Raw genomic sequence first — 18299 nt, 5'->3', positions numbered from 1 at the left:
GTTTCATTGAAACCTAATTTGATACCGAGGTATCGAATTGGATTATCATCAACGAGTGCCCACACAGATTGATAGGTTCTTATTTTTAAAGAGCTTTTCTAACATTTTCAGCAACTTAGTTACTCATCGTTAGGGGTGCGTATCTTACTTCACACCGTGAGAGAGTCAAGCATTTTTTTCAAATTCTTTTTTCTCTCTTCCCGACTCGCTGTGTGACTTTCGTCTCACTCCGTGTCGGTGGATGCGCAGTATAGGGGGTTGAGAAATTAGCACAAGCGTTTTTTGCAAAAAAACTTTCAACCGAACAAATAACGAGCATTCTGCATAGATACTCAACGATCTTGTCTAATATTTCGGGTTGCAGAGGATCTTTTCATGATGAAACACCTGACTTCTGCATTAAAAGATCGCCGATTTCTTTGTGATTTTGATTGCTGATCTTATCTCTCTTGGTTCTTTTTCTCTTTCTATCTATATAAAGACGAAAAAAGAGCAGAACGATAACGAACTGCTCTTTTGGTCTTTGCTTTTTATTTGGGGTACTTCAGGTGAAGTCTTGGAAAAGTGTTTCTTCTATATATAGAAGAAAAGATCAGAGCATCCTTGCCCTTATCTTTACGACAGATGAGTTAGGGGTATATCTAAATGTCGTTATTGTTCGATGACACATTGAGCTCGTAAGAGTGGAGCATGCTTGCATTCCCAATGACGTCATCTTCGAGAGGAACTTAGTTCTTCAATACTTTTACGGTGTAGCTACCATCTTTTTGTTGGTATAGACCGTGGATGTCGGTTTCGAAACCTGGGTAATGCGCACCGATCTCACAAAGCATCTCTAGGAAGTCCAGCACAGGGCGAGACTCTTGAGTCACCATTTCACCAGGAAGTACTAGTGGCACACCTGGAGGGTAAGGAAGGATCATGTTCGCACTTACGCGGCCAACCATTTCTTCCAGTTTGATTTCTTCTACGTTACCGCGAAGCTCTTCTTGCCATGCTGCGTGTGGTGTTACTTTCATTTCTGGAAGTACATCGAACGCTTTGTACATTAGCTCTGGTAGGTTGTATTTCTTAGTTAGGTCATGAATTGCTTGTGCTAGTTCTTGAACACGCATGCCTTCATAGAAGCTTGGGTCTTCGTTGTATAGCGAAGGTAGGAAGCTCTTGATGGTTAGGTTCAAGTCGTAGCCACGTTTAAATTCAGTTAGACCGCGTAGCAATTGCATTGCTTTTGATTTGTCGATACCGATTGAGAATAGGAACAACAAGTTGTATGGACCTGTTTTCTCTACCACGATGCCGCGCTCGTCTAGGAATTTAGCCACCAGCGAAGCAGGAATACCTGATTCTTCTAGTTCGCCTTCTTTATTCATCCCAGGAGTCAGTAGCGTTACTTTGATTGGATCAAGATACATGTGGTTGTCATCCATGTTCTTGAAGCCGTGCCATGTGTCGCTAGGGTCTAGTTTCCAACATTCTGTGGTATCGATGTTTTCTGGTTGCCATACATCGAAGAACCAGCTGTCGCTTTCTGCTTCTAGACGTTTGATCTCTTTACGGAAGCGGATTGCGCGATCGATAGAGTCTTGCATCAACTTCTTACCAGTGTTGCCGCGCATCATTGCCGCTGCAGTTTCAGTAGAAGCAACAATGCCGTACTGAGGTGAAGTTGAAGTGTGCATCATGAATGCTTCGTTGAAAGATTCTTTATCAAAGTCACCTTTCACGTGAATCATTGAAGCTTGTGAGAACGCTGCCAACAGTTTGTGTGTTGATTGTGTTTCGTAGAACACTTTGCCTGGCATCGCTTCACCACTCATACCACATTTACCTTCGTAAATTGGGTTGAAGTTAGTGTAAGGCACCCAAGCACTGTCGAAGTGGATGTGTTTACAATCTAGCGACTCTTTGATGAATTGTGTGTTGTACAGCAAGCCATCGTAAGTTGAGTTAGTCACTACTGCGTAAGTTGGTGCTGTTGCACCTGGTGTTTTCGCCACTTTCTCTGCAATGACATCGCGGCTGAATTCGCTTTGTGGAATACCACCAAGGATGCCGTATGCGTTACGAGTTGGGCGGAAGTAGATTGGTGTCACGTCGCTCATCATCATTAGGTGAGTCAGAGATTTGTGACAGTTACGGTCAATCAGTACTGTGCTGCCAGCAGGTGCTGAGTACATACCAACGATTTTGTTCGATGTAGACGTACCGTTCGTTACGATGTAAGAGCTGTCTGCATTGAATGTACGTGCAATGTATTCTTCTGCATCTTTATGTGGACCTGAGTGGTCTAGTAGAGAACCTAGCTCAGGCATTGAGATTGATACGTCCGCTTTGAATGTGTTTGGACCGTAAAAATCGTAGAAGATGCTACCAGCAGGGCTTTTCTGGAATGCAGTACCGCCCATGTGACCTGGAGTACAGAAGGTGTATTTACCTTCTTCTACGTATTTGAATAGCGCTTTAGTGAATGGAGGCATGATGTCATCTTTGTATGCCTCAGTCGCTTGGTTGATTTTGATAGCGATGTCGTCAGCCATACCTAAAGCGTACTCGAAGAAGCTCACGTTTAGACGTAGGTCTGTTAGTGAAATGTCTAGAGTAGACTGTTCGTTAGCAAATGCGTGAACAGGCAGTTTTTCGTTGATTTGGCTGATACGTTCACATAGCTCTAGTGAGTATTTATCCCAGTCGAACAGCACACCGCAAATGCGTGGGTTCATCTCAATCATTTTGATCAAGTCTTTATCATCTACTGGGTAAACCACTTCGTAGCCCGCTTTCTCAAGAGCAGCGTGAAGTTGACGAACTGGCTCTTCTTTAAAGAACACACCCATGTGGTTCAAGATAGCGAATATATTCATTTGGACATCTCCAAGGCGAATGAGGGCGCTCTTTGCCATTTACAGGCAATGAGTAAGGTGAGCGCCGCGTGAATTTGGGTTTTATGGGCTGGCACCTTAGTGCCAGCGTTTTGGGGATTAGTTGCTTGCTTGGGCAGGCATGTCGTCAGCGTGCATTTTCACGTACTGAGCAAGACCTGCTTTTTTGCTGTAGAACATCAAGATAACGAGAGACACGATGAAGGTTGCTGTTAGCGTACCGCCCTCTGCACCTGCTAGTGCGATGAAGCAGAACAGGCAAGCCACACCAGAGAACAGCATTACGAAGCCGTTGCGTGTTGTCATACCTTCGAAGCGAATCAAGTTAATGCTTGAGTAGAAGTAAGGCAGCATAGTTAGTAGAACTGCGTCAGTCGTTAGTTGGTTGAACAGGTCTGATGCGTGCGCTGTTTTAGAGCTGAAGAACATCAGTACAACCATCAGTGCAGTCATCTTGATTGACGCAAGGATTAGACCTTTCTTAGGCACACCGTTTTTGTCAGTTTCGCCGTAGATTTTAGGGAAGTTGCCGTCGTTTGCTGCGCGTTTACCGGCTTCACCTACAAGCATCATCCAAGAACCTAGCGAAGTGAAACATGCTAGCGCTGTGAATGCTGATACGAATGGTGCAGTCCAGCTACCGAATAGCTCAGTGGTTGCCAATGCAAATGGCGCACCTGATGCCGCAACTTCTGACGCTGGGAACATGCCGCTGATCATTTGAGTTGATAGGATGTAAATTACACCTGCGATACCAGTACCTAACATAGTTGCTAGTGGTACGGTACGTTTAGGGTTTTCTACCATACCAGTCGATACCGCTGCTGATTCCACACCTACGAATGACCATAGACAGATAAGAACCGCTGTAACTACCGCGTGGCTGTCAGTGCCTGCTGATACGTTCCAGTTTTGGCTGTAAAGCGCAGTGTCGAAGTGTGTCCAACCAAATGCAGCTGTACCAACAACAGGGATAAGGATAAGAACTAGACCAAGCGTACATAGACGGCTTACCCAGCTACCACCAAGTAGGTTGACGAAAGTGAAGATCCATACCGATGCAATCGTCGCAATACCTGCTGGGATTGGGTTATTAAGCACAGGGAAGAATACTGAAAGGTAAGAAACACCTGTAATGGCAATAGCCAGGTTACCAATCCAGTTCGCGTGGTAATAAAGAACGCCCGTTTGGAAACCAAATACCGGAGACACTTCGCCAGCATAAGCGATAGGACCACCTTCTTGTGGGTTTTTGGTTGCCAGACGAGCGTAAACAAACGCCAGACTCAGTGCACCGACCAAACAGATCAGCCAACTGAAGATTGAAACAGAGCCTACAGAGGCAAGACTAGAAGGTAATAGTGCAATACCACTACCCATCATGTTACCGGCTACGACACCCGTACAGGCAATAAGGCCGATTTTTTTCGCATTCGATGACATAACATCTCCAAATCTATTCTACTCGAGTCAACATGACTCAAACTGAATGGTTATTAGCGAGATGCTATGAGGAAAAACCTGCTCGACCTCGCTAAATTTCGAAGTGAAGACTACGCCCAAAAACTAGGAAAAAAATAAACTTGGGGTTATCAATAAAATGATTAGTTCATCAACATCAAGTTGAGATAAACATGATAAAAACAAAAATATAAAACCATACTATTCATTTAGTTATAAGAAAAACATCAAACCTTCTACTGATAGATAAACTCTCATCAACTCGTTGGTCATCGCGATAAAAGTTATCAACCTCTATCAACTTCCCCATCCCGAAGGGTTAATTCCCTGAACTGTTGAGTCCATAAATCTCTCCCTGATCGCGCTTTTTGACCCAAGTCAATATTCATCTCTCCTGCAAGAAAGCATCAGAATCATTCTCGCCACACAACTCATCCAGACACTTCATACAATCAATAGAGATAGAGATAGAGATAGAGATAGAGATAGAGATAGAGATAGAGATAGAGATAGAGATAGAGAAGCAAAGCGGGTATGTATTCCCGTTGCAAGCTTGCGTTGTTAGCTCCTTCGTAAGTCATTGCCCCACCTCCCCACCCTTTTCACTTTTCGACAGCGACAAAAAAGCCCCTCACCGAAATGAGGGGCTAGCATTAGACTGACGTTGAGTCCGAGAGAATTAAAGCATTCGAACGACAGAAGGGTGAACGGCGCGATACATGGCGTAATCAATCGCCTTCATGTTACTTGGGAAGACCAAGTTTTCGCACAGCAGGTACGTCTCAACCGACGTATCAATATAGAAAGCTTCACTGTAAGACTCACTGGCTAAATCCAGATCACCATCCAATTCGGCGTGCTTACCGCGAATCACATAGGAAAGCACTGAATCACGTAACCTCAATGCCTGTCCGAGATGCCGCTTGGCTAACGCCATGTCACCAATGATGGTTTCGTGCAGTGCTAAAGCTTCATAAATTCGCGGTTGAATTGGCCCCACCATCATTTTCACATTAGTCTCTAGTGCTTCACTGAGCTGCTGCATTCGCCCTTTCTTCAACTCCTGTGAGAAATCAAGTGCCTTTTGTACATGGTAAGCAATCAACAACTCAGCTTGAACGTAAGCATTATCCGGCTCGATTTCTAAAATGTTTTCCATCAAGTCGATACCTTGGCGGAATTGTTTAGTATCAGAGACATTAAGGTAATGGTTAGCCTGAACAAACAACTCCAACGCGTCGGGATTCATTGGCATTCCCGCCACCAGCATCGTAGATTTCAATTTGGCATCCGACACTTTCAGCACTTGCATCAAATCCAACGACGCTTGTTGAAGCACTGTCTTTAAATGACTACTGGTTAACGCGTATTGACGACTAAACAACACTTTCTCAGATGAGTTATTGCGATATTCCACCTCTAAAAAGCTGCCACCGTCATTCTCACGAACTCTCACCACAACCGATTTACCAGGCACAATGCCAGAAGTAAACGACGCCTTCTTTAGCATGACTCGGTAATCACTGACTTGAGCAATGTCGGACATCAACTTTTGGGCGAATCCGTCTGCCAAATCGTAGCTTAATCCTTCACTCGTAAAATTATCTTGAAACTTGAACTCAATCAGATGGGTATCGATGGCTTGGGTAATACGCACTTCCGATTGCTTGTAGGTAAACACGCCCATCACTACGACCAACATACTGATCCAGATGAAGTTCATAATTCCCAATCGCCAAGGACTGATTTTGTTTTTGCTCTGAGGGGCTTTTTTCTCTTTTGACATCTCGCAGACCGCGCGAGTTAGAGGACCGGCAGGAAAGGTAACGGCTGGTGCTATAGGTAGACAATCCTCTTCCGATTCTTCAACCGAAGGTGGGATCTCTTCATTTTGCCGACTTGTGACAAACTCTTCATGCGTCATAGCAACCACGTTCGCTACCAGCTTATAGCCACGCTTGGGCACCGTGATAACGTAGTTGGTATTTTCCTCTCGACCGTCACGTAGTAGCTTACGCAACTCAAAGATGGATTGAGTCACCACTTGATCGGTCACAATCGCTCCAGCCCAAACGTACTGAATCAATTCCTCGCGGTTGAACACCTCATTCGCATGCTCCGCTAAGAAGTGCAAAAGATTAATTAAGCGTGGCTCAACAGTAACTTCCCTATCTTGTCGATACAGCTTATTTTCATCAACGCTCAAAACCCAGTCATTGATTTGAAAATAGACTCCAACCATGTATGAAAACTCTCGTATCTACAGACAGCGTTACGGTAGAAATCAGACAATGGTCGATTCCTACAAGTAACTAAAGGCAAGATTATAGGTGGGAAAGCAGCATGTACCTAGAAAAGCAAGTCGCCAAAAATGCAAACTTAAGTTAAGTGATGCAAGAATGAGACTACTCAAGTGCGGCAAGGATAGAGCAATGTGTGGCGTCATCGTCTGTATGACCACAACAAGCATCATTAATCTTCTTTAACGCTCGGCGAATTTTCGTCAGCTCGTTAATTTTCCCATCAATCAGCTCTAACTTGGCAGAAGTAATGGCTTTTACCTCTGCACAGCTGTGTTCTGTCGCTTCTAACTTAATTTCTAACAGGTCTTTAATTTCATCCAGACTCAAGCCAAGATCTTTACCTTTGAGGATAAAGTGCACCTGCTTTTGATTCTCTTCATCATACAAGCGATAGCCTGACTCACTTCGTCCTGCGGGTTTTATTAGCGCGTTTTTCTCGTAGAAACGCAATGTATCGGCAGTCACACCACAACGTTTTGCCAGTTCACCTATCTGAAACATAACTTCCCCTATTAACTATCTCGTTACTTTTAAAGCTAAAGAACGACTTTTTTGCAATTATTTTTGAGATGCCAAACGATTGCGCGAGCTTTTTTGTAATAAATTGGTTAGAATACGCGCCATCAAATGTGGAGACTGTTTTCTAACCAGAAAACACCCTGCAAAGGTCTTTACCAAAACTGGCCAATATTTTACCCCAAGAGGTAAAAACAAGTTCATTTTTGGCAAACATCTTTAACTCCGTGAATTTGAGGAAAATGGAAGCATGAATAACGCTCGTCCTATTCGCCGTGCGCTTATCAGCGTATCAGACAAAACAGGTATTGTTGAGTTTGCGCAAGCTCTTGCTGAGCGCGGTGTCGATATCCTATCTACTGGTGGTACAGCTCGCCTACTTGCCGAACAAGGCATCGCCGTAACTGAAGTCTCTGACTACACTGGTTTCCCAGAAATGATGGACGGCCGCGTTAAAACGCTTCACCCAAAAGTTCACGGTGGTGTGCTTGGTCGTCGTGGCCAAGATGATGACGTGATGGAAAAGCACGGCATCAACCCTATCGATATGGTTGTCGTAAACCTATACCCATTCGCAGAAACCGTTGCCAAAGAAGGCTGTACACTAGCCGACGCGGTTGAAAACATCGATATCGGCGGCCCAACAATGGTTCGTTCTGCAGCGAAAAACCACAAAGACGTGACTATCGTTGTTAACGCAGATGATTACGGCCGCGTAATTGCAGAGATGGACGCAAACGACAAATCTCTCACTCTCGAAACTCGCTTCGACCTAGCTATCGCAGCATTCGAGCACACAGCATCTTACGACGGCATGATCGCAAACTACTTCGGCACTATGGTTCCATCTTACGGTGCCTCTTTGCTTGATGAAGAAGGAAAGAAGGCTGATGAAGAGAGTAAATTCCCTCGCACCTTCAACCAGCAATTCGAGAAGAAACAAGACATGCGCTACGGTGAGAACAGCCACCAAGCTGCCGCTTTCTACGTCGAAGCTAACCCACAAGAAGCGTCTGTTTCAACTGCTCACCAAATCCAAGGTAAAGCCCTTTCTTACAACAACATCGCAGACACGGACGCCGCACTTGAGTGTGTGAAAGAGTTCAACGAGCCAGCATGTGTAATCGTAAAACACGCAAACCCATGCGGTGTTGCTCTAGGTAAAGACATCCTAGAAGCGTACAACCGTGCTTACCAAACTGACCCAACATCTGCATTCGGCGGCATCATTGCATTCAACCAAGAGCTAGACGCAGCAACAGCAACCGCTATTGTTGAGCGTCAATTCGTTGAAGTGATCATCGCACCTTCTGTTTCTGCTGAAGCGATTGAAGTGGTTGCAGCGAAGAAGAACGTGCGTCTACTTGAGTGTGGCGAATGGACAACTAAGACAACTGGCTTTGACGTGAAACGCGTGAATGGCGGTCTACTGGTTCAAGACCGTGACCAAGGCATGGTAAGCCTAGACGACCTAAAAGTGGTTTCTAAGCGCCAGCCAACAGAAGAAGAGCTGAAAGATGCACTGTTTTGCTGGAAAGTAGCGAAATACGTGAAATCTAACGCGATCGTTTACTCGAAAAGCGACATGACTATCGGTGTAGGTGCTGGCCAAATGAGCCGCGTTTACTCTGCGAAAATCGCGGGCATCAAAGCTGCAGACGAAGGTCTACAGGTTGAAGGTTGTGTAATGGCATCAGATGCATTCTTCCCATTCCGTGACGGTATCGACGCGGCTGCAGAAGCAGGCATCAAGTGTGTTATCCAACCAGGCGGTTCTATGCGTGATGACGAAGTTATTGCAGCGGCAGACGAACACGGCATGGCGATGATCTTTACCGGTATGCGTCACTTCCGCCACTAATCCTCTCGTCTTCACTGGGACGATAACTGCGTTGACGGCGTTCACTTATCCTAATCACATAGCATACTATGCTCATAGGAATAAGTTCACTTGTCGCCTTGTCCTCGTCCCATTGAATTAGAGAGGCCATACTCAGGTCTTTGCGAAATATCTGAGTTTGAGCAAACGGTATTTATAAGATTAAGGATTTTCATATGCGAGTTTTAATCATTGGTTCAGGCGGTCGTGAACATGCGCTAGGCTGGAAAGCAGCGCAAAACCCAAATGTTGAGACTATTTTCATTGCTCCAGGCAACGCAGGTACAGCACTAGAGCCAAAACTAGAGAACGTAAACATCGATGTAGAAGACATCGCTGGCCTTGTTGCTTTCGCCAAAGAGAAGGCGATTGAACTGACTATCGTTGGCCCAGAAGCACCGCTGGTTATTGGTGTGGTGGATGCGTTCCGCGAAGCGGGCTTACCAATCTTTGGTCCTACCCAAGCCGCAGCGCAGCTTGAAGGCTCTAAAGCGTTTACTAAAGACTTCCTTGCTCGTCACCAAATCCCAACCGGTGCCTACGCAAACTTCACAGAAATTGAACCAGCGCTTGCTTACGTGCGTGAGCAAGGTGCACCGATCGTGGTGAAAGCCGACGGCCTTGCTGCTGGTAAAGGCGTGATTGTGGCAATGACGCTAGAAGAAGCGGAAGACGCAATCAAAGACATGCTAGCAGGCAACGCATTTGGTGATGCTGGTAGTCGTGTCGTTATCGAAGAGTTCCTAGATGGTGAAGAAGCAAGCTTCATCGTGATGGTGGATGGTGAGAACGTTCTACCAATGGCCACCAGCCAAGACCACAAACGCGTAGGCGACAAAGATACTGGTCCTAACACCGGTGGCATGGGTGCATACTCTCCAGCTCCAGTGGTAACACAGGAAATCCATAACCGCATTATGGAAGAAGTGATTTACCCAACGGTACGTGGCATGGCCGCTGAAGGTAACCCTTACACTGGTTTCCTATACGCGGGTCTGATGATCGACAAAGACGGCACTCCGAAAGTAATCGAGTACAACTGCCGCTTCGGTGATCCTGAGACACAACCTATCATGATGCGCATGGAATCGGATCTTGTTGATCTGTGTCTAGCGGCAATCGACGAGAAACTGGATCAAGCGGAATCGAAGTGGGATCCACGAGCATCGATTGGTATCGTGCTAGCAGCCGGTGGTTATCCAGCAGCGTACAACAAAGGCGACGTTATTTCGGGTCTGCCACAAGTTGAAATTGAAGGCGAAAAAGTCTTCCATGCAGGTACAGATAACAAAGATGGCGACATCGTGACAAACGGTGGTCGCGTTCTTTGTGCAACCGCACTTGGCAACAGCGTATCAGAAGCGCAGCAGCGTGCTTACGAGCTTGCAAAACAGATCAGTTGGGATGGCATGTTCCATCGCAACGATATCGGCTACCGTGCAATTGCACGTGAGCAAGACAAATAAAAACAACATAAGTTGGCTAAAAAACAAAAGGCGCACTCAGCGCCTTTTTTTATTGTTCTTGTTCGACAGAATTCGAAGCAATGTTTATTCAGAGATCAACTTTGGCCGAGAAACACAATCAAAGTCATCGTCATTGAGCATCAACAGTTCATCGACCATTGCTTTGTTTCGTGACTGCTTGCCGACAAAAGCCACATAACTGTCTACCGATGAGAGACGCTCGATAATAAATTTTGGCAGCGTCTGATTAAACTCGAGTGTCGAGAACACCTTACCTTTGCAGGTTTCAAACGATTGACCATTCCAATAACCTTGAATAAGGCTCTGATTGTTACGAGACTGCGCCTTAACCGATGCCACTACGTCATTCGCTTCTGCTTTGTAGCGCTCTAATTGGTCATGCTGGAGTGGTAAGACTTTAAGGTTAACACGATATTGTTGGTAAACCGCTTCGCCATCTTTATTGAAACGGATGTGGATTTGAAAAGGCACCAACTCTTGTTTGGTATCAACTTGCTCGCCTTTTCGAATCAACTCTCGCAACTCACCTTCATCCCAGCGATAATCACTCTTGAACCAACCATTGTCCCCCATAGTCACATAATCAGCCGCCGTACTCACACGAGTGAGTTTCTCTGTCATCCAGTACAAGCTGCTAGCATCTCCCGCAACTTTACCACCAGAAAAATGCGTGAATTGTTCTAAATTAGGAGTTTCAACCGATGAACAGCCAAAAAGGGTAAGGCTAGATAGGAGAAGTGAAGTGAGTAGATGTTTTTTCATGAAATTGCACCGAGGCAGGATACCTCGGTGCATTCTAACTTAGTTTACTGATTCTTTCAGCGCTTTACCTGCTACGAATGCTGGTACGTTAGCTGCTGCGATTTGAATCTCGTCACCAGTCTTAGGGTTACGACCAGTACGTGCAGCGCGGTGGTTTACTTTGAATGTACCAAAACCAATTAGTTGAACTTGGTCACCCTCTTTAAGTGCGCCAGTTACACCATCAAGAGTCGCTTCAAGAGCAGCTTTTGCTTGTGCTTTTGATAGGTCTGCTTTCTCTGCGATAAAGTCGATTAATTGGGTCTTGTTCATTAGGTTTCCCTTCTCATAGGTTATCGAATTCGTCTCACTCTAAAACATAAATGCCCCATCTGGCAAAGGTTTGTAAGCGATCTTTCGATTTTCTGACGTACTTTTAGCCATAATATGAGTAATAACTCACAATTTGTTACCACATACCCCCTGAAAACCCTTGCTTTCCAAGGTATTTGGACCAATTTATAAGTCACTTTTGCGGTTATAATAGCTGCAAATAACCACTATCAAACTACATTCAAGGGCAACTATGCTGCTGTTATCCATTTATATCTCTATTGCAATCGGCATTTCGTTTATCTGTTCGGTGCTGGAGGCGGTACTGCTGAGTATCAGTCCGAGCTACATTGCGCAGCTCAATCAACAGGGGCATCCCGCAGCTGGGCAATTGGCTAAGCTGAAATCAGATATCGACCGACCACTGGCATCTATTCTGACTTTAAACACCATCGCTCACACTATCGGCGCGGCCACTGCTGGTGCACAAGCTGCAGTTGTATTTGGTAGCGAAGCATTAGGTATCTTTTCGGCAGTGCTGACATTGGCGATCTTAGTGCTTTCAGAAATCGTACCGAAGACGATTGGCGCGACCTACTGGCGTCAGTTGGCACCCACTGCCGCGGTCGCATTGCGTTGGATGGTATGGGCGCTTACACCCTTTGTTTGGTTCTCAGAGCAAATCACCAAGCGTCTTGCTCGTAACCACGAAGCTCCAAAGATGCGTGATGAGCTGTCTGCAATGGCGATTCTGGCACGTGAAAGCGGTGAGTTTGCCGAGGGTGAATCAAAAATCTTAAGCAACTTGCTTGGCATCCAAGATGTACCCGTAACGCAGGTTATGACGCCACGACCAGTAGTATTCCGTGTCGATGCAACAATGACCATCAATGAGTTCCTAGAAAAACACAAAGATACGCCTTTCTCACGCCCATTGGTTTACAGCGAGCAGAAAGATAACATCATAGGTTTTGTGCATCGCCTTGAGTTGTTCAAACTACAACAATCAGGTTGTGGACAGAAACAGTTGGGAGCAATCATGCGCCCAATTCAAGTGGTGCTAAACAATACCACTTTACCTAAAGTATTCGACCAGATGATGACTCATCGCTTACAGCTGGCACTTGTTGTTGATGAATACGGTACCGTGCTAGGTTTGGTAACGTTGGAAGATATTTTTGAACACCTCGTAGGCGAGGAGATCATCGACGAAGCAGATAAAAGCACTGACATGCAGGAGCTGGCTTACCAACGCTGGGAAAGCTGGAAAGAAATGCACGGCGTAATCGAAAGCCGCGATAACGATGAAGAAGATAATGAGCCGGAGAAGCAGGATAAAGAGCCAGAAGCTCAAGAGCCACCGAAATCCGACTCGAAAGAATCGTAATCAGCATTAGGTATAACAGCTTAAACGCACAAACAAAAAAGGCATCCAGTTAGGATGCCTTTTTCTATTTATTCAACGATTAAAGTGCAATACCGATGTTGCTCACACCTTCTTCACGTAGCTCTTCACGCAAATCTTTAATCAAGCTGATGTCACGTTCTACCGCTTCACGCAGCGGACGGAAGATAGCCCACTGGACGTCCCACTCTTCACATACGGCTTCGTTTTCTTTCTGGTTGTCGTTAGTGATTGGCTCTGCGCCTTGTGCTTGCTCTAGATCAGCAACGGTTTGTACCGACTGTTGACTCACTTTAAGCATTGAATCGAAAAGGTAGTCGCGGTCCAATAGACCATGCAGTAACGTAGACAAACCCTGACACGCGTCCATCGCTGGGTAAACGCCGTAAAAATCGAACTCATCCGCACTTGGGAACAACTCTTCTAACTTCTCCAATTGACGTTCGAAGTTAATTTTCGCGTTCTTAACTGTCAAAATTTCCCATACACTATCAAGAATCGCTCGGTAAGCACGCGGGTCAGCAAATTCTGTATTCTCACAAAACATCGCATAGTTTGGATACATGCGTTCACACAGACACGCCATAAAGGTAATTTGTTGCCAAGGTTCTAGTTTTTCTAAACGAACCTGAAGAGGATTCTTAAGCATAGTCACTCAATCATTGAAGAAAAAAACAGCGAAAGTGTACTTGATTCATCACAGGGAAAAAAGTTAATGCCGCATTCAAATCAGATTTTCCTGCTCTCAGAGCATCGCGACACCTACAAAACGTTACTGGCAGAGAAAAATCTGCCCGATCTTTGTCTCACCGACCAACCAGAAGCCGCTCAGATCGTACTAGCGGATCCACCCTTACTATCACAAAGCTTAGACGAGTTTTCACAGCTTGAATGGGTACAATCCACGTTTGCTGGTGTCAACGCCTTAACATCCCCTAGCCTTCGTCAGGACTATACTCTAACTAACGTTCGAGGCATCTTTGGTCCACTGATTGCTGAATATGTTTTGGGTTACAGTATTGCCCATTACCGCCACTTTGCCCGATACCACCAGCAGCAACAAAACAAACAATGGCAGCCTCACCTGTACACGTCATTAAAAAGTAAAACCATGGTAATTCTTGGTACCGGTAGCATTGGGGGCTATCTGGGCAACGCCGCTAAAGCAATGGGGATAAAAACTATCGGTATTAACCGCACAGGTATCCCTACTCCAGGCGGCGAGTTTCATCAGACCTTTCATATCAATGAACTAAGTAAGGCATTTGAGCAAGCCGACATCGTTGTGAATACTCTACCAAGTACACCTGAGACGCGACAGTTACTTAATCGTCAAACGCTCAGCCAACTAAATCAGGCGTTATTGTTTAACGTAGGTCGTGGCGACGTACTGGATGAGGCAGGGTTGCTCTTCGCTCTGAAAAACCGTTGGGTAGAACACGCCTTCTTAGATGTGTTTGAGCAAGAACCGTTGTCGGTAGAGCATCCATTTTGGAAACTACCGCAAGTCACCATCACTCCACACATTGCTGCGCTGAGTTTTCCCGAGCAAGTCATCGAGATTTTTGCTGACAACTATCTACGCTGGCGCGATGGGTTTTCATTAAATTATCAAGTGGATTTCGAAAAGGGTTACTAAGAATGTCGTTAGACGAGCTATTGCAGCAAGTGAGGGCCTGCCAGATCTGCGCGGATAACTTACCTTTGGGTGCAAACCCTGTCGTGCAAGCAGCAAAAGGGGCACGCATCCTAATCATCGGTCAGGCCCCTGGCACACGTGTACACAAAACCTCGATACCTTGGAATGACCCAAGTGGTGATCGATTACGCCAATGGCTCGATATCGACAAAGACGTTTTCTACGACCCAAATAAAATTGCCATTGTCCCAATGGGATTCTGTTATCCAGGCAAAGGGAACTCTGGTGATTTACCGCCTCGTAAAGAATGTGCGCCTACTTGGCATAAAAAGATTCTTGAGCAACTGCCCAATATAGAGCTCACTCTACTAATTGGTCAGTACTCGCAGCAGTACTATCTCACCAACAAACCAAAGACGCTCACGCAAACTGTTCAGCAATGGCAAGATTGGGAACCGGACTTTATCCCGCTCCCTCACCCATCCCCACGCAATACATTGTGGTTAAAGAAGAATCCTTGGTTTGAATCTGACGTCGTGCCATACCTTAAAAAACGCGTTCACTCGATGCTTTAGGTTACCCATGATCTAATTGCTTGTTTATCTGTACAAGAAAATTAGAACATAAAACCAGAAATTATAAGTATTTGTTTATATTAAACTTTAATATCTAGTGTACAGCTAGAGTAGTAATTAGATCATAGTAGGCCAAATACTACTAGAGCTGTACAGCCTTGAGTCTCAGATAGAAAAACTGAATTTTAGGCAAAAAAATACCGGCACTGAATGCCGGCATTTGATTTCAAAAAATCTAACTTACTTGTGGTATGGCTTAGATAACTCGTGTACCGCATCCACAAATACGCCCGCGTTTTCTGGCGGTACATCCAAGTGGATACCGTGACCTAGGTTGAACACATGACCAGTCCCCGTATCACCAAATCCTTCTAGGATATCCGCTACTTCTTCACGGATACGCTCTGGTGAAGCGTAAAGCATTGATGGGTCCATGTTACCTTGCAGCGCCACTTTATCACCGATACGTGCTTTCGCGTCTGCAATGTTGATTGTCCAGTCTAGACCAACCGCATCACAGCCCGTTGCTGCGATTTGCTCAAGCCACATGCCGCCATTCTTAGTAAACAGTGTGACTGGCACGCGACGACCGTCGTTTTCACGAATCAGACCATCTACAATCTTGTGCATGTATTGCAGTGAGAACAGATTGTAATCACGAGGCGTTAGTACGCCACCCCATGTGTCAAATACCATTACCGATTGCGCACCCGCTTTAATTTGCGCGTTTAAGTACTCGATAACGCTGTCTGCCAGCTTATCTAGAAGTAGGTGCAGAGTTTGTGGTTCCGCGTACATCATCTTCTTGATCTTGGTAAACGCTTTAGAGCTACCACCTTCGATCATATACGTCGCAAGAGTCCAAGGACTACCAGAAAAACCAATCAGCGGCACTTCACCCTTCAGGTCTTTACGGATCTGGCGTACTGCGTTCATTACGTATTGCAGTTCACCTTCAGGATCTGGCAAACCAATTTTTTCCACGTCGGCTTTGCATGTAATTGGGTTATCAAAAACAGGTCCTTCACCCGCAGCAAAACGCAAACCAAGCCCCATTGCATCTGGAATCGTTAAGATGTCCGAGAATAAGATCGCGGCATCAAGAGGAAAACGGCGTAATGGTTGAAGTGTCACTTCGGATGCTAATTCTGCATTTCGACACAAAGACATGAAATCACCCGCTTCTGCACGAGTCGCTTTGTATTCTGGTAGGTAACGACCTGCCTGGCGCATCATCCATACTGGCGTGTAATCTACCGGCTCTTTTAAAAGCGCACGCAGATAACGATCATTTTTTAATTCAGTCATTCCGTAATTCCAACTGTTAGGCTTTCTGTGAAAGAGGGTATTCTATCACTGATTTAAGTCCAATAGCTGTGTGCTTTGCAACCTGGATCAAGTTATTAACTTTTAAATCAATGCTTAATTTGCACCCAATCGGTATCAGTGTTAAAAATTTGTTCGCTAGCGAAAACTACAATTATAAACTGAGTACTTAGTACTCAGCATCTCATAACGACATCTTACTTACCCCCTCCCTCTCGGAGGGTTTTTTTTATCTATTTATCAGACAATTAGAGTCTATATCTTTCAGCGTTTGTTCGATAAGTGCTCTTGCAATCGTTCCTTTAGGCGCAACAGGCGGCATCTCGTCGATACCAAACCATTGTGCATCAGACAGCTCAGTGTAGTCTGGGCTTAACTCTCCGGATTCATAGTCAGCTAAAAACCCCATCATCATACTGGATGGGAAAGCCCAAGGCTGGCTGCCAAAGTAACGAATATTTTTAACGAGAATTCCCGTTTCTTCATGAATTTCTCGAGCCACGCACTCTTCTAATGTCTCACCGACTTCTAGAAAACCCGCAATAACCGTATACATACCATTTCGATGCCTTGGATGTTGGGCTAATAAGATCTGATTTTCTTTACGTACAGCAACGATAATACACGGAAATATTCTAGGATAATGAAGGGTGCGACATTCACCACACTGCATGGCTAACTGGTTATTATTAAGAAAGTTTCTTCCTCCGCACTGTGGACAAAAGCGCAAACTTTGCGTCATGTGCCCATATTGCACAGCTTTACTTAACAACATAAATAATGGCTCAGGAAAATGCAGGCAGTCACGCAGGGATACTAAAGGTAGATCATGCTCTAAATCGGCCAAGTTAAGCCACATGACGGGCGAACCAGAATACTCACCAATGGGTCTTGCACTCGTTACTGGCAGTGATAACTGCTCTGCAGACCCGAAGGGCACAGCACCATCCACCAGCCAAATTTCACTTCCTGCAACAACACACCAGTATGCATTTATCGCGCGGTTAACATCACCTTTTCTTAACATTACACCATCCCTTTGCTTGAAGTTCGTTCATTTTACTGGCAATCTAATTTCATACTAGAGTTTATCGTTAAGTAAATGTGCACTCTAAATTCTAGTAAGGACAAGAGTTTGTAATAACTTTACTAACTTTGCTTTGCAAAGGATACGTTCGCCGATGGGCGATCAGATCATGAGGGCATGGTCATGCTAAGAAAATTCAAACAAACACAAGACCAGTGGGGTGGCTCAAGTGATGTCATTGATCACTGGTTAGAGACACGACAATCCCTGATTGTTGAATATTGTAAGCTTGCAGCGCTGCAACCTTGTTCGAAAACCAATGTTATTGAACTCCCATCTCCTTCCGAACTGCAGGATTTCTGTCAGCACCTCGTTGATTACATCTCCGAAGGCCACTTTAAAATTTATGACATGGTTATGGACCGTTGGAAAGCAACCGGCTTTGTCGTGACTAATGAGATCAATCAAACCTATGGTCAAATTGTTCTAACGACTGAACCATTATTGAACTTTAACGATAAGTACTCAGAAGTGACTGAAGATGATGAATTAAATGATTTCGATTCTGATATGTGTCTCATTGGGGAAATTCTTGAGACTCGCTTTGAAGTCGAGGACTATCTGATACAGCAAATCGCAGAAAGCCTGTCTATGCCACCTGGAGCTTAGTATTTGCAAACATTCAGAAATAGAGTGAGAGAAAAGACTGACGATCATCGTCGGTC

At 45.1% G+C, this 18299-nt stretch carries 15 protein-coding genes; 6 read left to right on the top strand and 9 right to left on the bottom strand.

Annotation, left to right across the window (positions count from 1 at the left end; genetic code table 11):
• Nucleotides 1-728 precede the first annotated feature (728 nt).
• The 4 genes from NL626_RS22395 to zntR form a co-directional block, all read right to left on the bottom strand.
• Nucleotides 729-2864, bottom strand: a complete 2136-nt coding sequence (locus NL626_RS22395) for a lysine decarboxylase CadA (protein WP_253657754.1) — start codon at nucleotides 2862-2864, stop codon at nucleotides 729-731.
• A gap of 117 nt (nucleotides 2865-2981) precedes the next feature.
• Nucleotides 2982-4325 (bottom strand): cadaverine/lysine antiporter, encoded by a 1344-nt coding sequence (gene cadB, locus NL626_RS22390; RefSeq protein WP_005434864.1) that lies wholly within the window; start codon nucleotides 4323-4325, stop codon nucleotides 2982-2984.
• Between the two features lie 697 nt (nucleotides 4326-5022).
• Complete coding sequence (gene cadC / locus NL626_RS22385; RefSeq protein ID WP_065275609.1) at nucleotides 5023-6585, bottom strand: lysine decarboxylation/transport transcriptional activator CadC; 1563 nt, start codon at nucleotides 6583-6585, stop codon at nucleotides 5023-5025.
• Between the two features lie 163 nt (nucleotides 6586-6748).
• The gene (gene zntR, locus NL626_RS22380; protein ID WP_005382529.1) at nucleotides 6749-7147 is read right to left on the bottom strand and encodes a Zn(2+)-responsive transcriptional regulator; all 399 of its coding nucleotides are present in this window, start codon (nucleotides 7145-7147) and stop codon (nucleotides 6749-6751) included.
• Between the two features lie 265 nt (nucleotides 7148-7412).
• Here zntR and purH point away from each other — a divergent pair, with 265 nt between their 5' ends.
• Both purH and purD read left to right on the top strand, forming a co-directional pair.
• Nucleotides 7413-9023 (top strand): bifunctional phosphoribosylaminoimidazolecarboxamide formyltransferase/IMP cyclohydrolase, encoded by a 1611-nt coding sequence (gene purH / locus NL626_RS22375; protein WP_253657753.1) that lies wholly within the window; start codon nucleotides 7413-7415, stop codon nucleotides 9021-9023.
• Between the two features lie 194 nt (nucleotides 9024-9217).
• Nucleotides 9218-10507: a phosphoribosylamine--glycine ligase gene (gene purD / locus NL626_RS22370; protein WP_253657752.1), complete on the top strand. Its 1290-nt coding sequence runs from the start codon at nucleotides 9218-9220 to the stop codon at nucleotides 10505-10507.
• Nucleotides 10508-10591: 84 nt separating this feature from the next.
• On the opposite strand, the gene NL626_RS22365 is transcribed toward purD, so the two are convergent.
• Together NL626_RS22365 and hupA are read right to left on the bottom strand one after the other, a co-directional pair.
• A complete protein-coding gene (locus NL626_RS22365; protein ID WP_213872162.1) occupies nucleotides 10592-11290 on the bottom strand; it encodes a DUF1481 domain-containing protein in 699 nt (232 codons plus the stop codon).
• 39 nt (nucleotides 11291-11329) lie between these two features.
• Nucleotides 11330-11602, bottom strand: a complete 273-nt coding sequence (gene hupA / locus NL626_RS22360; protein WP_005382524.1) for a nucleoid-associated protein HU-alpha — start codon at nucleotides 11600-11602, stop codon at nucleotides 11330-11332.
• A gap of 253 nt (nucleotides 11603-11855) precedes the next feature.
• On the opposite strand from hupA, the gene NL626_RS22355 reads away from it, so the two are divergent.
• Nucleotides 11856-12989, top strand: a complete 1134-nt coding sequence (locus NL626_RS22355; protein ID WP_253657751.1) for a hemolysin family protein — start codon at nucleotides 11856-11858, stop codon at nucleotides 12987-12989.
• A 79-nt stretch (nucleotides 12990-13068) separates the two neighbouring features.
• Here the strand turns inward: NL626_RS22355 and NL626_RS22350 are convergent, their stop codons facing one another.
• On the bottom strand, nucleotides 13069-13656 hold the full coding sequence (locus NL626_RS22350; RefSeq protein ID WP_005382520.1) for a YjaG family protein: 588 nt from the start codon (nucleotides 13654-13656) through the stop codon (nucleotides 13069-13071).
• Between the two features lie 66 nt (nucleotides 13657-13722).
• On the opposite strand from NL626_RS22350, the gene NL626_RS22345 reads away from it, so the two are divergent.
• Together NL626_RS22345 and NL626_RS22340 are read left to right on the top strand one after the other, a co-directional pair.
• The gene (locus NL626_RS22345) at nucleotides 13723-14646 is read left to right on the top strand and encodes a D-2-hydroxyacid dehydrogenase (RefSeq protein WP_005382519.1); all 924 of its coding nucleotides are present in this window, start codon (nucleotides 13723-13725) and stop codon (nucleotides 14644-14646) included.
• Nucleotides 14647-14648: 2 nt separating this feature from the next.
• Nucleotides 14649-15221, top strand: a complete 573-nt coding sequence (locus NL626_RS22340; RefSeq protein WP_005382518.1) for a uracil-DNA glycosylase family protein — start codon at nucleotides 14649-14651, stop codon at nucleotides 15219-15221.
• 240 nt (nucleotides 15222-15461) lie between these two features.
• Here NL626_RS22340 and hemE read toward each other — a convergent pair whose 3' ends face one another.
• Nucleotides 15462-16529: a uroporphyrinogen decarboxylase gene (gene hemE / locus NL626_RS22335; RefSeq protein ID WP_005397282.1), complete on the bottom strand. Its 1068-nt coding sequence runs from the start codon at nucleotides 16527-16529 to the stop codon at nucleotides 15462-15464.
• 247 nt (nucleotides 16530-16776) lie between these two features.
• A complete protein-coding gene (gene nudC / locus NL626_RS22330; protein ID WP_005382516.1) occupies nucleotides 16777-17574 on the bottom strand; it encodes an NAD(+) diphosphatase in 798 nt (265 codons plus the stop codon).
• A gap of 177 nt (nucleotides 17575-17751) precedes the next feature.
• Here nudC and NL626_RS22325 point away from each other — a divergent pair, with 177 nt between their 5' ends.
• Nucleotides 17752-18243, top strand: coding sequence for an Rsd/AlgQ family anti-sigma factor (locus NL626_RS22325; RefSeq protein WP_005382515.1), 492 nt, complete (start codon nucleotides 17752-17754; stop codon nucleotides 18241-18243).
• Nucleotides 18244-18299 lie beyond the last annotated feature (56 nt).

Origin of the sequence: Vibrio sp. Y58_MX_L22 (assembly GCF_024181865.1) — a bacterium.
Taxonomy (GTDB): domain Bacteria; phylum Pseudomonadota; class Gammaproteobacteria; order Enterobacterales; family Vibrionaceae; genus Vibrio; species Vibrio alginolyticus.
This window is presented reverse-complemented; position numbering and strand designations above follow the sequence as displayed.